General features: G+C 25.3%; 15 protein-coding genes and 1 pseudogene. 6 read left to right on the forward strand and 10 right to left on the reverse strand.

Annotation, left to right across the window (positions count from 1 at the left end; translation table 11 throughout):
• The gene (gmk, locus tag ABXT63_RS01760) at positions 1-633 is read left to right on the forward strand and encodes a guanylate kinase (protein ID WP_415321304.1); all 633 of its coding nucleotides are present in this window, start codon (positions 1-3) and stop codon (positions 631-633) included.
• On the opposite strand, the gene rsmA is transcribed toward gmk, so the two are convergent.
• Genes rsmA through ABXT63_RS01800 form a run of 8 tightly spaced genes read right to left on the reverse strand, consistent with a single transcriptional unit; the run spans position 622 to position 7,889 of the window.
• Positions 622-1,410 carry a 16S rRNA (adenine(1518)-N(6)/adenine(1519)-N(6))-dimethyltransferase RsmA gene (gene rsmA, locus ABXT63_RS01765; protein ID WP_415321306.1) on the reverse strand — a complete coding sequence of 263 codons (789 nt, stop codon included), beginning with the start codon at positions 1,408-1,410 and terminating at the stop codon, positions 622-624. The two genes, gmk and rsmA, sit on opposite strands and share 12 nt — an antisense overlap.
• The gene (locus tag ABXT63_RS01770; protein WP_415321308.1) at positions 1,411-1,980 is read right to left on the reverse strand and encodes a 4-hydroxythreonine-4-phosphate dehydrogenase PdxA; all 570 of its coding nucleotides are present in this window, start codon (positions 1,978-1,980) and stop codon (positions 1,411-1,413) included. It lies immediately after the preceding gene.
• A gap of 11 nt (positions 1,981-1,991) precedes the next feature.
• Positions 1,992-2,375 carry a hypothetical protein gene (locus ABXT63_RS01775; RefSeq protein WP_415321310.1) on the reverse strand — a complete coding sequence of 128 codons (384 nt, stop codon included), beginning with the start codon at positions 2,373-2,375 and terminating at the stop codon, positions 1,992-1,994.
• Positions 2,365-3,297 (reverse strand): peptidylprolyl isomerase, encoded by a 933-nt coding sequence (locus ABXT63_RS01780; RefSeq protein ID WP_415321312.1) that lies wholly within the window; start codon positions 3,295-3,297, stop codon positions 2,365-2,367. The genes ABXT63_RS01775 and ABXT63_RS01780 overlap by 11 nt, the downstream gene beginning before the upstream one ends.
• Positions 3,298-3,299: 2 nt before the next feature.
• The gene (locus ABXT63_RS01785; RefSeq protein ID WP_415321314.1) at positions 3,300-4,886 is read right to left on the reverse strand and encodes an LPS-assembly protein LptD; all 1,587 of its coding nucleotides are present in this window, start codon (positions 4,884-4,886) and stop codon (positions 3,300-3,302) included.
• Positions 4,880-5,689, reverse strand: coding sequence for a hypothetical protein (locus tag ABXT63_RS01790; protein WP_415321316.1), 810 nt, complete (start codon positions 5,687-5,689; stop codon positions 4,880-4,882). The genes ABXT63_RS01785 and ABXT63_RS01790 overlap by 7 nt, the downstream gene beginning before the upstream one ends.
• Positions 5,679-6,758, reverse strand: coding sequence for an LptF/LptG family permease (locus ABXT63_RS01795; RefSeq protein WP_415321318.1), 1,080 nt, complete (start codon positions 6,756-6,758; stop codon positions 5,679-5,681). Before ABXT63_RS01795 ends, ABXT63_RS01790 begins: the two co-directional genes overlap by 11 nt.
• Positions 6,759-7,889: an LptF/LptG family permease gene (locus ABXT63_RS01800; RefSeq protein ID WP_415321320.1), complete on the reverse strand. Its 1,131-nt coding sequence runs from the start codon at positions 7,887-7,889 to the stop codon at positions 6,759-6,761.
• A gap of 60 nt (positions 7,890-7,949) precedes the next feature.
• Between ABXT63_RS01800 and ABXT63_RS01805 the strand changes: the two genes are divergently transcribed.
• Both ABXT63_RS01805 and ndk read left to right on the forward strand, forming a co-directional pair.
• Positions 7,950-9,407, forward strand: coding sequence for a leucyl aminopeptidase (locus ABXT63_RS01805; RefSeq protein ID WP_415321322.1), 1,458 nt, complete (start codon positions 7,950-7,952; stop codon positions 9,405-9,407).
• The gene (ndk, locus tag ABXT63_RS01810) at positions 9,400-9,810 is read left to right on the forward strand and encodes a nucleoside-diphosphate kinase (protein WP_415321324.1); all 411 of its coding nucleotides are present in this window, start codon (positions 9,400-9,402) and stop codon (positions 9,808-9,810) included. The genes ABXT63_RS01805 and ndk overlap by 8 nt, the downstream gene beginning before the upstream one ends.
• Here the strand turns inward: ndk and purN are convergent.
• Entirely contained in the window at positions 9,807-10,385 is a 579-nt protein-coding gene (gene purN / locus ABXT63_RS01815; protein ID WP_415321326.1) for a phosphoribosylglycinamide formyltransferase, read from the reverse strand. The two genes, ndk and purN, sit on opposite strands and share 4 nt — an antisense overlap.
• Complete coding sequence (gene purM / locus ABXT63_RS01820; RefSeq protein WP_415321327.1) at positions 10,363-11,391, reverse strand: phosphoribosylformylglycinamidine cyclo-ligase; 1,029 nt, start codon at positions 11,389-11,391, stop codon at positions 10,363-10,365. The genes purN and purM overlap by 23 nt, the downstream gene beginning before the upstream one ends.
• An 11-nt stretch (positions 11,392-11,402) precedes the next feature.
• Here purM and ABXT63_RS01825 point away from each other — a divergent pair, with 11 nt between their 5' ends.
• From ABXT63_RS01825 to aspS, 3 genes and pseudogenes are all read left to right on the forward strand, one after another.
• Positions 11,403-12,482: a hypothetical protein gene (locus tag ABXT63_RS01825; RefSeq protein ID WP_415321329.1), complete on the forward strand. Its 1,080-nt coding sequence runs from the start codon at positions 11,403-11,405 to the stop codon at positions 12,480-12,482.
• Positions 12,479-13,141, forward strand: a complete 663-nt coding sequence (locus ABXT63_RS01830; RefSeq protein WP_415321331.1) for a DNA replication protein — start codon at positions 12,479-12,481, stop codon at positions 13,139-13,141. Before ABXT63_RS01825 ends, ABXT63_RS01830 begins: the two co-directional genes overlap by 4 nt.
• Positions 13,142-14,925: pseudogene (gene aspS, locus ABXT63_RS01835) on the forward strand (aspartate--tRNA ligase).
• The last annotated feature ends 1 nt before the right edge of the window (position 14,926 follow it).

The following is a 14,926-nucleotide window of genomic DNA, read 5'->3' on the forward strand; positions in this document are numbered from 1 at the left end:
ATGTCCAAAAAAAAAGATGGGATAATGGTAGTTTTATCATCCCCATCTGGGGCAGGTAAAACAACTTTAGTAAAACTTCTTTCCAAAGATAAAAACTTCCATATATCAGTTTCTCATACTACAAGAGAACCAAGACCTAATGAGATCGCAAACAAAGACTATTATTTTGTAAATAAAAAAAAATTTGAAAGTTTAATAAAAAATGAGGAATTTTTAGAATTTGCAAAAGTATTTAGTAATCTTTATGGAACAACTAGAACGCAGGTGATTGAAAAATTGGAAAAAGGTGAGGACGTAATATTTGATATTGATTGGCAAGGAGCAGATCAAATTAAAAATAAAAGATTAAATTATAAATTAATTACATTTTTTATTCTACCTCCTAGCAAGAAAGTTTTATTTGAAAGATTATCTAATAGAGACATGAAAGATAAGTTAATTGTAGAAGAAAGAATGAAAGAATTTAGTAGAGATGTATTGCATTGGATCAATTATGACTATGTTATTGTAAATGATAACCTTGATGAATGCTACTCTAAAATTAGCAATTTAATTGATGCAGAAATTAACAATGGATCAAAAGATTATGATAAAGAATATATTAGAAAGCATATTAATAAATTAACCTCTTAAATTCTCAAATTCTTTAACAAGTTTAAAATATATTTCAGCTTCTAAATTTTGTGGCCGAAGATTAAGATCAATATTAAACTTTTTCGCAATAGCTTTTGCATTTTTAAAGACTTGATTAAAAGGTTTTTTAAGCATCTTTCTTCTTTGGCTAAAAAAAATTCTAGTAATCATTTCAAGGTTTTTAGCATCTTTTAATTCAAAAAAATTTTCTTTTGGGGTAAATAGAAGAAGTGAACTGTCAATTTTTGGTCTAGGTGAAAAACTTTGTGGTTTAATATCTATAATCTTTTTAACATTCAATTTCCAGTTTGATAAAATAGATAATCTTCCATAATTAGATGTGTTAGATTCAGCAACAATTCTCTCAGCAACTTCTTTTTGGAACATTAATACTAATTTTTCAAACCAGAAGTTATTGTTAATGTTAATTATCCATTTTGAAAGAATTTCTGTCGAAATATTGTAAGGTAAGTTTCCGAATACTGTAAGCTTTTCATTAGAAATTTTATCTTCAGATATTTTTAAAACATCATCGTTAATAATAGTAATTTCATTAGTAAATTTATCTTTTAATATTAAAGCTAGTTCATCATCTTTTTCAATCACATAAATTTTTTTAGGATTTTTTTTCAAAATGAATGTGGTTAGATTTCCACTACCAGGACCTATTTCTAAAACTTCTTTATTTGCAATTTCAACTGTATCGACAATTTGTTCGAGAACATTACGGTCAATTAAAAAATTTTGACCTAAACTTTTTTTGGGTTTAATAAACATCTATTTATCTAAGAATTTCAGAGCTTTCGTCAAGCTTTTAGGATCTGATAGATTTTTACCTAACATAGAAGAATTTGGACCATGGTCAGGTGAAATACGGACAAAGGGCAAGCCTAGAGTTATATTAATTGCATCAAAGCCAAATAAGGCTTTCATCGATGTTAGAACTTGATCATGGTACATTCCAACAATAACATCATATTTTTTTAAATGAGCTTGCATAAATATAGTATCTGCTGGAAAGGGGCCTTCAATTTTGAAATTTTTGGACTTTAAGTTTTTAATAGCAGGTATAATTATTGTATTTTCTTCACTATTTTTAAAGTTACTTTCACAGTGAGGGTTTAGACCTGTTATTGCAATTTTTGGTTTTTTTTTTAAATTTTTTTTATAAAATTCAGTAATTAATTTAATATGAGTATATATTTTCTGTTTTGAAATATGTTTATGAACATCTTTTAAAGCAAGATGTGTTGTTACCGGACTAACTGATAACTTCTTGTTAAAAATCAGCATCGCTACTTCATTTTTTTTTCCATTTTTTTTAGCCAAGTATTCTGTGATACCCAAACTTTTTCCTTCTAAAAAATGTTTTTTTGAAATTGGGCCATTAATAAATTTAAAAATTTTTTTTTTTTAAGAATTTCTGAAGCAATTGTAAAAGATTTTTTTATATAATTATTTGATTTTTTTGAAATTTTTTCAAATATATTCTTAAAACTATAATCTACATTGATAATATTAATTGTTTTATTATTTAGTTTTTTGAAATTTATACTATCCAGATCTATTTGATTTATTTTAAAATTAAATCCAAAGTGTTTCATTTGTTTAATAAGTAATTTTTTACAAACAATAATTATTAGAGGGCTTTTGTAATAATTTTTATTTATACTTTTAAAGAAAATCTCTAAAAAAATACTATTTGGTTCTCCAGCAACAATTAATATAGGTTTATAATTCATTAATATTAGTATTTATCTTTATTTTTTTAAAAAATATTTTTGAAAACTGATCAAGTTGTTTACTGGTTTCAAATTGTACTAATCTTGCTAATTCTTTTTTTTTATCAATAGTTTTTTTTTCATATTTAATATCCTCTATCTTTAGAATCAAAAAAATGTTTCCTTTTTTAATATAACTTGTATTTTGACCTACATTCAAGGCCTTGAGCTTTTCTTTAATTTTTAGAGAAAGTTTTCTTTCTTCAATCCAACCAATTTTACCACCAAATTTAGAGCTATCAGATACGCTATAAATGTTAGCAGTATTGTTGAAACCAATTTCATCAATACTCTTGTTGATAATGTTTACTTTTTTTTGAAGGCTTTCATTATTTTTTTTTTCGAATTCTATTTCTGATAAAAAATAAGTTTTTTCTTCATCTTGAATCTTAATATTTTTTAATTTTTCTTCTAATTCTTTTTTATTGATTTTAATTTGATTTCGGTGTCGATCATATATTAGCTGGTTCCATAAGATTTCTACTTTAATTTTTTTTGCAATATAATCATAAGTCAGATCATTCATCTTTAGGTATTTTTGGAATTCGTTAAAGTCTTTAACTCCTAAATTTTGATAAAAATTCTCTAAGTATTTTTTTATATCAATTTCTAATGTTTCAAGGTCAAAATATTTTGAAAGCTCTATTATTTTTATCTTTTCTCTCAGTATAGATTCCTTTGCGATACTTAATAATTTTTCATCGTCTAAATTTTTTAAATTCTTATTTAGTAAAATTAAATATATAAGCTCTTTTTCAATATCAACATTGGTTATGATTTTGTCGTTTACCTTATACACAATATTGATGCTTCCATCACTGTAAGCTTTTACAATGAATGCTAATAAAATAATTAAAGTAAATATAAATTTTTTTTTAAGCATTATTATTTAATGTTAGGACTTTTTGTTTCTCCAAAAGGTATTATTGTTAGCATTAAGAATACATTTTCACTTGGTTTATAATCTCTATCAATATAGTAATCCTTGTTATATTGAATTGCAGCAATTAAACAATCATTCCTATATTCATAAATTAAATTATAAAACTCTGTTGCTCTAGTTTTTTTATTTTCCCGTGCCTCAAACCCTAAGCTTGTACTATTGCTCAATTTAAAAACAGTCTTATTTGAAAGATAGCTTTCATTTTTAATTGTGTTATTTTCATTAAGATATTCAAATGTACTTATAAAGTTGTTTACTTTAAATTCATTTTTTAATAATTGATAATTTGTATTTTTTAATGACTCATCTTCAGAGAACTCATAATTGATACTAAAATACTTATTTGGATTATAGTTAATGCTACCCACAATATCAGAAGTTTTTTTCCCTAAAGAGCTACTTGTAGGCAAGTTTTTATCTTCTTCAAACCTAAATACATTTGCGATTTTTCCGCTAAATATTTCATTGTTTAATTCATCATTTTTATTAAACTCTGTTCCAAAGCTAAATGAACCTCCACCCTCAACAGATTCATTGGAGCTAATTCTATTGAGAGAGAATATGTTATTAGCGTCAATTCTTCTTTCCTCATCTCTCATATTTTTTGAATTATTTGGACTATATCTCAGTGAAATAATTGGCTTAATTATGTTTGTATAATTATCACCTTTTTTCTGGAGTGGATATGAGGAATTGTATTCAAACAAAGTTGAAAGCTTTGTATTTAAGTTATTCTTATATTTCTTTGAATTTTTACTATCCGTATTAGTATTTTTAAATAGAATATTAAAATTATTTTTTAGTCCACTTTTGTTAAAACTGGGATAAGAACTAAATAGCAGATCATTAACTAAAACCTTTTCAAAAATATTAGTATTGTGGTTTTTCATATAGCCATTCGAGTTTAAATTTAAATCACCAAATGAATTAAGGCTTGTATATAATTCTTTTGTTATATTGAAAGCTGGATAAACATATTCATATTTATCACTTTTTTTAGATTCACTTAAGTCCTCATAGACAGTTAAATAAGATTTAATTGCTAGATCGCTTCTATAAGCAGAAAAATTAAAACTAGAGACAAGCGTATCCGTATCATTAATTATAGGTGAATCTAGTTTGTAAGATTTCAAATAGGTATCATTTGAAGTTGACTGCAACTGAAGTGATATCTCACTTTTTTCAAAATTATCTAAATTAATTTCACCTGACGACTCAGAAAAAAAATGATTCTTAGAATTTTCATTTTTTTGATTTAACGTACTAAAATCAATTATATGTTTTGATTTTGCATAGACAGAACGATATTCGAGCTGTGTTAAAAATTTATTTGTTGAGTAAAATCTTGGACTAAGTGTTAAATCTTTACTATCAGAAATTGCGTGATAATAGGGTAGGGTAAAAACTGAGCTTTGATTGCTAGAATTTATGAATGTTGGTGCTAAAAAGCCAGATTGTCTTTTTACTGTAGGGTCTGGATGGAAAAATTTTGGAAAATAGAAAACTGGTACATCATAAATTTTTAACAAAGCATTTTTATAATTAATAGTTTTTTTTTTTTATCATGTACAATTTCTTTTGCTAAAAATTGCCAAGGAGGACAATCGTCATTTTTTTTACAGGTTGTAAAGATGCCCTTTTCAATTATTGTTTCATTATTATTGTGACTTAAAGCTCTACCCTTTAGTCTAGGTTGATTATTTGCATTGAAATAATCGTTAGCAAAATCTATACTAACATCCTTACCTGTGAGCTGATCTGTTGTTAGATTAACAAATCCTTTTTCTAAATAATAAACATTATTATTAATATCTTTAATTTGCGCATTGGTAATTTTTATTTCATTATTGATTAGAGTAAAAATAAAACTATCACTAGTAATGTTATTGCCATGCCTATCAATTAAAACAGATTTAACAATAGAACTAATTATCTCTTTTTCTTTTTGATAAAAAATATTATCAGATTTTATTATAGCTTTATTTTCTAGTTTAGTGATTTGAACATTGCCTATAGCATTTATTGTAGAAAGTTTACTATTATAAATTATTTTATCAGCTTTTATATTAATTTTTTTGTCTTTTAATTCGACAAATGCTTTATCTGCTTTTATTAGAGATGAAATTTTATCATAATTAAAACTTTCAGCTTTAATCTTTATATTATCTTTATTGGAGAGGATGTGCCCCAGACCTGCCTTGATAGTATTTCCATTATTAACAATGTCTAAATTTTTAGTGTTAAAAATAATCTCATCTGTATTGGCTTTATTTTGGATGATATTAAAAAAAAATAAAACTATAAATATTTTAATCTTTAATTTATTTTTCATTTAAATTTACCAATCCAATTAAAGCCAAAAGAAATAAAGTTATAAAAGGAAGATATATAGATATTATAATTGGCATTTTCCCATTTTCACCCAGTAGATTAAATAAATAGTATAAATAATAAATTATAACAGACATTAGCACACCTAATATTAAATGAAAAATCATAGATTTATTCTTTTTATTATTAAACATAATTATTGATGTTAGGATTGTTATAATAGTAACAAATAGTGGTAGTGAATAGATTTTATGCAAATGAACATCTATCTCTGTTGTTGAGTATTTTAGAGACTTGTAATCCTTTTTAAGCTTTAGTAGTTGACCTATTCCTAATGTTGATAGGTTATTGAACATACTATTTATTTTATCGAGATTAAAGTGTGTAGTCATTAATAAAATATCATCTAACTTTTTATTTTGATTATCCTGAAAAGTTATTGGGTTAGATATTCTCCACTCATAATTTGAAATGTCAACTTCATCAGACTGTATTATCTTTGATAGATTAAAATTTTGATCGAGCTCATAAATTGAAACTTGTATTAATTTATTACTTAGAATGTTATCAGATGTAATAATTAAAATTTTATCATCAATTTCATCTTTAATCCATAGACCACTTTCTTTGACAACGGCAAGATATTTATTATCGTTAGAAAATGTATTTTTTATGTCTGTATAAACAAATTTTAATTTAGAGGACAAGTTGTAGAATAGAGTTGCTAAAAGCACCCCTAATATCAAGGAAGTTAAAATTAAAGTTTTAAGAATTTTAAGATTACTCAGTCCATTTACTTTCAAAATCTCTAATTCATCTTTATTTATTATCTCTAAGAAAAAGAATTGTGTTGCAATTAAAAATATAAAAGGAAAAATCTCTAAAAGAGTAGATGGAACATTTAAAAGGCCTATAAGAATAGGATAAAATACATTTACATTTGAACTTTTAAAAAATGAAATTTCTTCAAATAAATTAAGTATGAAAATTAAAATAAAAAAAATTACGGATATATAAGTAATCTTTCTTAAAAAAAGTTTAATTAAATATAGTTCAAAAATTTTAATCATCTATTTTATTTTTTTATCTTTTTTAAATAAATATATAAATATTGTTGTCAAAACTATTAAAGGGATAGCTATAAAAACAAACTTACCATACAAGCTTTCAGAACTGTATCTCAGTGTTATTTCTGAAAAGATAATAGTAAAAACACCAATAAAAAAAAAGATACCTTTATAAAAAATAAATTTTTTATCTTCCTTTGAAACAAAAATAATCAAACTAGCAATTAAAGATAACAAAGGAAGATATATTGGCTTTAAAAATCTTTTTAAAATTTCTTCTTGAATAAATTTAGAAGATTTTTTTGTACACATTAATATTTCACTCTCTAGCTGCTCTGCTATTCCTTTTGACTCATAAATTAAACATTTTATTAAAAGGGAGCTATTTAACTCTTGAATTTTAGGGTGCGAGATACTTTTGGAACCAAACTTCATTAAATCAAAGTCTATTTTTTCAAAAGAAAAGTCATTAATTTTTTGAGAACTCTTATTAATTATTTTTCCATTAAACAATTGTAAATATTTTTTATCTCCTATGCTTTTCAACAATCCATATTTGGCTATTATTATTTTTGAGCTATCAAAGCTGGAGTCATAATCTTCTTTTATAAAGATATTATTATAACTTCCTGGTTTATTTTCTGACTCGATAAAGATTGTTAAATTTTTAACTGTGTCTATAAATTTACCTTCTTTTATCAGTGATGGAAAAAAACCTAGATTAGAGTTTTTAATATATGAACGAGCCTTATTTTGAGACCATGGTGAAATAAATCCTCCAAGTATAAATTGAATAACAAAAAAAATCGCTGAAAGAGTTAAAATAAACTTAACAAATTTAAATTTACTAATTCCAATAGTCCAAAAAATGATCAATTCATTTCGTATTTCATAATTATTAATTTGATAAAACAATGAAATAAAAAAAACAAAAGGAAGAACTCTATGAATAATTTTTGGGAAATTGTGTAATGTATATAGAAAATAGACATACATACTGTGACCATCTTCTGTTACAAAATCTAGGAATTTAACAGCTTGAATAATCCATACAATTAAACTTATAGATAAACAGATAATTAAAAAAAATTTAACTGTATCCTTAAAAAAATGTAGAAATAATAATTTTTTCATTGAAATTTAATAAATTTATTCATATATAGCACGAACACGTAAGGAGTGTATTTAAAATTTATGCCTATTCAAATTAATTATAAAAGTAGCAGTTTAAAAACAAACTTAACTAATCTTGTGTTATTTGTTGATGAAAATTTCAATATTAGTGGTTTAAAAAAATTTATTTCAAATAATGAATTTTCCTACATATCTGATTTATTAAAAACTAGTGATTTAAAAAAAGACTTACTTTTTTTTAAAGTTAATTCAAAAAAAACAGTATTTTTAGTGCCTATTAAGAAAGATATAAAAATATCAGATATAGAAAATTTGGGTGCTAAATTTCATAGCTATATTAATTATGATAAGCAAAAAGAATACTTTGTAAATTCAGATACAGTCAATAATAAAATAAAAAATTTTGTAGGTTATTTTCTACATGGACTAAAATTAAAATCATATGAATTTAATATTTACAAATCAAAAAAAAATAAAAAAATTATTTATATAAATGTTATAGGAAATAAAAATAAAATATCAACTCAAGATCATTTAAGATTTAAAGCCCTAGAAGAAGGAAGTTTTTTTGCAAGAGACCTTGTTTCTGAACCAGGAAATGTTTTACATCCAGACGAATATGCAAAAAGAATAAATACACTTAAAAAATTTGGATTAAAAATAAATATATATGATGAAAAAAAATTAAAAAAACTTGGGATGAATGCTTTACTTGGTGTAGGACAAGGAAGTATTCGAGGATCATATCTTGTAACAATGGAATGGAATGGAGCAAAAAATAATTCTAATCCTTTAGCTTTTGTTGGAAAAGGTGTTTGTTTTGACACTGGTGGTTATTCGTTAAAACCAGCAAAGTTTATGGAGGATATGACTTATGATATGGCAGGCTCAGCAACTGTGGTGGGCTTAATGAAAAATTTAGCTATAAGAAAAGCAAAAATTAATGCAGTAGGTATTGTGGGGCTTGTTGAGAATATGGTGAGTGGAAATGCTCAAAGACCTGGGGATATTGTTAAATCTTATAGTGGTAAAACAATAGAAATATTAAATACAGATGCTGAAGGTAGATTGGTTTTGGCTGACGCTCTAACCTTTACCGAAAAAAAATTTAAGCCTAAATTTATGATAGATTTAGCAACTTTAACAGGTGCTATTATAGTTTCATTGGGCTCTGAATATGCTGGTCTATTTTCAAATGATGATAAATTGTCAAAACAATTATTAAATGCAGGAGACAAAGTGGAAGAAAAATTATGGAGAATGCCTTTACATAAAAACTTTGACAAACTTATAGACTCAAAAAACGCAGATATGCAAAATATCAATTATGTGGGTGGTGCAGGATCTACAACTGCAGCACAGTTTTTACAAAGATTTATTTTAAATAAAACACCTTGGGCACACTTAGATATAGCTGGTATGGCCTTTTCAAAATACGGTGGAGCTTTAAACTCAGGTGGAGCAACTAGTTATGGAGTAAGATTATTAAACCAACTAATAGAGGACAATTATGAGTAATACAGAGCAAACACTATCAATCATTAAACCTGATGCTGTTGAAAGAAATTTAGATAATGAAATCAAAGAAATGTTTATAAATAAAGGTTTCAAAGTTGTTAAAGATAAAAAAATTCAGATAGCAAAAACTGAAGCAGAACAATTTTATAAAGTTCATGAAACAAAACCTTTTTATGATGATTTATGTGCCTATTTGTCTTCAGGACCAATAGTTGTGATGGTACTAGAGAAGGAAAATGCAGTTTTAGGAAACAGAGAGTTAATGGGTGCTACCAAACCAGAGGATGCTGCAGAAGGAACTATAAGAAAAAAATATGGAATTTCTATTGATAAAAATTCTGTACATGGTTCTGACAGTGTTGAAAACGCTAAAATTGAGATTGATTTTTTCTTTAAAGACTAATTAAATATTCTTTTTATAGCTGCAGGGTAGAGCTTATGCTCTTGGCTTAAAACTTTTTTAGCCAAGGATGCAGGGGTATCTTTCTTTGAAATTTTAACTTTTTTTTGTAGAATTATTTTCCCAGAATCAAGTTTTGCTGTCACTGAATGAACAGTGCAGCCAGCCAGTTTGTCTTTATTTTGTATAGCTTTAATGTGAGTATCAAGCCCCTTATACTTTGGAAGCAAAGAGGGATGTATATTAACTATTTTTCCATTAAACTTTTTAATAAAACCTTTAGATAAAATTTTCATAAAACCAGCAAGACAAATAAATTCTATACTTTCTTTTTTTAATAAATTTAATATTTTTTCTTCAGCTATTTTTGAGTTTTTAAAGCTTGCTACATATTTTTTGATATTAAATTGATTTGAATAGCGTAGTCCTTTGGCCTTAGGAGTATTTGAAAAAATTAAACCTATAGATATAGGAGATTTTTTTATTTTTGAAAATTTTATTAAGTTTTTAAGATTACTTCCAGCTCCAGATATAAAAACTGCTGTTTTGATTTTTTTAAGACCAGTCAATTTTACCATTAAGTTTAACTTTATTTTTTCCTTTAATCATTTTTCCAATAACATAAGGCTTAAATTCTTTTGTAAAAAATTTCATAATTTTATTTAAATTTTTAGGATTAATAATTAAACAAAAACCAACTCCACAGTTAAATGTTTTTAACATTTCTTTATCTTCAATATTATTTTGTTTTAACCATTTAAAAATTTTTTTTGTTTTAATCTTATTTAAATTTATATCAGCAACTAATCCATCTGGAATAACTCTTTTAATATTGTCTGCCAGTCCACCACCAGTGATATTTGAGCATCCATTTAAAAGATTGTTATCAATTAAATTTAAAATTTCTTGTACATAAATTTTTGTAGGTCGTAGTAATTCTTTATTTAAAAATGAATTATTTTTTAAATTTATTTTATTTTTTTTAAGAACATGTCTCACTAGGGAATAACCATTTGAGTGAACCCCACTAGATGGAACAGCTAACACTAAGTTATTTTTCTTTATTTTTTTTTTTGCTAGAATTTTTTTTTGGTCAACTAAACCAACAGCAAAACCAGCTATATCAAATTTCCCTTTTTCATAGGTACCTGGCATTTCTGCAGTTTCTCCACCAACTAATTCACAGTTGGAAATTTTACAACCTTTTACTATTCCTTTAAGGATAGATTTTAATTTTTTTAGGTCTATTTTATTAATTGAAATATAATCTAAAAATAACAGTGGTTTTGCTCCTTGCACAATCAGGTCATTCACACTCATCGCAACCAAATCAATGCCGATTGTATCGTATTTGTTGAGTATATTTGCTATCTCAACTTTTGTTCCAACACCATCAGTGCATGCAACAATTTTAGGGTTTTTTAAATTTTTTGGAATGTTAGAAATTGAACCAAAACCACCAATGTTATTAAACTTTTTTTTGCCTTTATTGTTTGATGAGATAGAAGATATGAATTTAACAAAATTGTCAGCAGCATTTATGTTTACACCACTTTTTTCATAGGTAAATTTTTTTTTTTTCATTAGTATAAAATATGCAAATTATTAATAAATTATTAAGACTACAAAAAGTATATATATTTTTTATTTCATTCGTTCTATTTATAATAATTTTTTCTACAAGTTATTTAAACGCAAATACTTTTAGAGTGCCAGATATTGAAATTTCATCTCCATTTGAGCTAAACTTTAAGAAAAGTACTGTGATAGACAAGGGGTTTAAGGCTTCCTTTTCAAATTTAATATCTATGATTACAACCTCAGGTGATAAAAATAAAATTAAAAATATTCAATTAAAGGAAATCAAAGGCATGATTGATTCTTTTACAATAAGTGATGAAAAATTTATTAATAATGAATATTTTGCAAAACTTGAGACTACATTCAATAAAAAAAAAATTTTAAACTTTTTAGAAAAAAAAAATATATTTCCTTCAATTCCAATAAAAAATAAGGTTTTATTGATACCAATACTAATAGATACAGAAACAGACAGTATAAATTTATTTAATAATAATATTTTTTACAAAAAATGGAATGATGTAAGAAAAAATTATCAATTATTAGATTACTTGTTACCAACTGAGGACCTTGAGGATTTAAATAAACTTCAAGAAGCATCAAATTATATTGAAACATATAATTTTATGAATTTAATAAAAAAATATGATTTAGATGATTATATTATTTCAATAATTTATAAAAACAAAGATGAGATTCAAGTACTTTCAAAAATTAACTTAAATAACTCTCTTAAAATAAATAATCAAAAATATTTAAAAGTCAATCTAGGTAATGAAAAAGATATTAATAAAATTTTAGATAATTTAAAAGATATTTATGAAGATGAGTGGAAAAGAAATAATGAGATAAATACATCAATAAAACTTCCCTTAACTATATCTATAAAATCAAAAGATTATAAAAAAATAATCAAATTGGAAGAGGTACTTACTAATACTGACCTGATATCAAATTTTTATATATTAAATTTTAACAATAATTACACTCAATACAGAATAATTTATAATGGTTCTCCAAAAACCTTTCTTAATGACATGAGTAATAAAAATTTTAAATTGATAATGAAAAATAATGTTTGGACAATTAAATGAAAAGTTTAAATCAATTATTACTTGGCTTCGATTATGAACAAAACTTTAGAGATGATGATTTTTATGTTGGGAAAAGTAATTATCATCCTTTTGAACTAATAAATAAGTGGCCTAGATGGGAAAAAAATTTTTTAAATATAAGTGGAGATAAATTTTCTGGCAAAACTCACTTAACTAATATTTTTTTAAAAAAATTTAAGGGGATTAGAGTTGAATCGAATCTACTTAATGATGAAAACTTAAAAGCAATTAAGCCTTATCAAAACATTGTTTTGGAAAATCTGAGCTCAGATGTCAATGAAAAACTTATTTATTCTCTTTTTAATATAATTGATCAAGATAATAAGTTTTTGATAATTACATCTTTAGAGCCAATAACAAAGATTGATTTTAGACTAGATGACCTTAAATCAAGAACTAAAAACTGTCTTTTATCAAAAATTGAAAACCCTGACGATGAAGTAATGTTCGCTTTGATATTAAAAAATTTATCTGATAGGCAGATTACCTTAGAAAAAAAATTGATTGATTTTATTATTAAAAGAATTGAGAGATCGTATGGCAAAATATTTGAATTCATATATAAAATTGACAAGATTAGTTTAAAAAAGAAAAAATCAATCGACTTTAAGATAATTAATGAGGCATTAGAGGAATAAGTGAATAAGTATAGAACACATAATTGTAGTGAGTTAAATAAGGATAATAATGGACAAGAAATTGTATTATCGGGGTGGATTAATAAAAAAGAGATCATGGAAATCTTTTATTTATTGATTTAAGAGACAATTATGGAATGACCCAATGTATTATTGATAAAAGTAATGATAACTTTAAGTTATTAGAAAAAATTCAGCTTGAAAGTGTAATTAAGATAAATGGAAATGTTGTTAAGAGAAGCGCTGATACTATTAACTCTGATTTACAAACGGGCGAGATAGAAGTCAATATTGATAAATTTGAAGTACTTGGAACTTGCAAAGAACTTCCAATGCCTGTTTTTAGTGATCAAGAATATGCAGAAGAAATTAGGCTTAAGTATAGATTTTTAGACTTAAGAAGAAAAAAAATTCATGATAATATTATATTAAGATCAAAAGTTATTTCATTTATTAGAGATGAAATGTTTAGATTAGGTTTCTTGGAATTTCAAACTCCAATCCTAACATCCTCAAGTCCAGAAGGGGCTAGGGATTTTTTAGTCCCTAGTAGGCTGAATCCAGGAAAATTTTATGCGCTACCACAGGCACCACAACAATTTAAACAACTAATAATGGTATCTGGATTTGATAAATATTTTCAAATTGCCCCATGTTTTAGAGACGAAGATGCTAGAGCAGATAGAAGCCCAGGTGAATTTTATCAACTTGATTTAGAAATGTCATTTGTTGAACAAGAGGATATTTTTCAAGTTGTTGAAAGACTAATAGTCAAAGTTTTTAAAAATTTTTCTTCAAAAGAACTAATGTATGAAAAATTTCCAAAAATACCTTATGACGAATGTATGCTTAAATACGGATCAGATAAACCTGACTTAAGAAACCCATTAATAATTTATGATTTATCAAATATATTTATGCGTGAAGACATTACTTTTGAGATCTTTAAAAAACTTGTAAAATCTGGCTCTAAAGTAAGATGTATTGTAACCAAGAACACAAAAGAAAAGCCAAGAAGTTTTTTTGATAATATCGATAAATGGGCAAAAGAGCAAGGTGCGTCTGGTCTTGCTTATTTTACAATTGAAAAAAATGAAAATATTTCAGCCAAGGGCCCAGTAGGCAAATTTTTTTCTGAAGAGGCGTTAAAAGAAATTATGAAAATTACAGGAGCTGAAATTGGGGACAGTATATTCTTTGCTTGTGGAAAAATAAATGAAGTTGAAAAAATAACCTCTCAAGCTAGAGATAAAATTGCTAAAGATTTAAACTTAATTGACGAAAATATTTTTGCATTTTGTTGGATTGTTGATTATCCGATGTTTGAAAAAAATGAAGTAACTAATAAAATTGAATTTAGTCATAACCCATTTTCAATGCCACAAGGAGACATAAAAGATATTGATTTTGATAACCCTCTTAATATTAAAGCCTATCAGTATGATATTGTTTGTAATGGGATAGAATTATCTTCTGGTGCAATTAGAAATCATGTACCTGAACTTATGTATAAACTATTTTCTATCGCTGGTTATCAAAAAGAACAAGTTGATGAGAAATTTAGTGGGATGATTAATGCACTTAGTTATGGAGCACCACCTCATGGAGGTATAGCGCCTGGTATAGATAGAATTGTAATGCTTTTGGCTAATGAGAAGAATATTAGAGAAGTTACAATGTTCCCAATGAATCAAAATGCTCAGGATTTAATGATGAATGCCCCTTCAAAAGTTAATGAAGAACAACTTAAAGAACTTGGATTAGCTTTAAAAATTAAAAAATAAT

Origin of the sequence: Candidatus Pelagibacter sp. Uisw_092 (assembly GCF_047729545.1) — a bacterium.
Lineage (GTDB): Bacteria > Pseudomonadota > Alphaproteobacteria > Pelagibacterales > Pelagibacteraceae > Pelagibacter.

Bases quoted from the DNA above. Each gene is read 5' to 3' on its own strand.
- purM (WP_415321327.1), bottom strand. From the start codon at position 11,391: ATGAAAAAAAAAAAATTTACCTATGAAAAAAGTGGTGTAAACATAAAT.
- ABXT63_RS01805 (WP_415321322.1), top strand. From the start codon at position 7,950: ATGCCTATTCAAATTAATTATAAAAGTAGCAGTTTAAAAACAAACTTA.
- ABXT63_RS01825 (WP_415321329.1), top strand. From the start codon at position 11,403: ATGCAAATTATTAATAAATTATTAAGACTACAAAAAGTATATATATTT.
- gmk (WP_415321304.1), top strand. From the start codon at position 1: ATGTCCAAAAAAAAAGATGGGATAATGGTAGTTTTATCATCCCCATCT.
- ndk (WP_415321324.1), top strand. From the start codon at position 9,400: ATGAGTAATACAGAGCAAACACTATCAATCATTAAACCTGATGCTGTT.
- ABXT63_RS01775 (WP_415321310.1), bottom strand. From the start codon at position 2,375: ATGAATTATAAACCTATATTAATTGTTGCTGGAGAACCAAATAGTATT.
- ABXT63_RS01830 (WP_415321331.1), top strand. From the start codon at position 12,479: ATGAAAAGTTTAAATCAATTATTACTTGGCTTCGATTATGAACAAAAC.
- rsmA (WP_415321306.1), bottom strand. From the start codon at position 1,410: ATGTTTATTAAACCCAAAAAAAGTTTAGGTCAAAATTTTTTAATTGAC.
- ABXT63_RS01780 (WP_415321312.1), bottom strand. From the start codon at position 3,297: ATGCTTAAAAAAAAATTTATATTTACTTTAATTATTTTATTAGCATTC.
- ABXT63_RS01800 (WP_415321320.1), bottom strand. From the start codon at position 7,889: ATGAAAAAATTATTATTTCTACATTTTTTTAAGGATACAGTTAAATTT.
- ABXT63_RS01795 (WP_415321318.1), bottom strand. From the start codon at position 6,758: ATGATTAAAATTTTTGAACTATATTTAATTAAACTTTTTTTAAGAAAG.
- ABXT63_RS01790 (WP_415321316.1), bottom strand. From the start codon at position 5,689: ATGAAAAATAAATTAAAGATTAAAATATTTATAGTTTTATTTTTTTTT.
- purN (WP_415321326.1), bottom strand. From the start codon at position 10,385: ATGGTAAAATTGACTGGTCTTAAAAAAATCAAAACAGCAGTTTTTATA.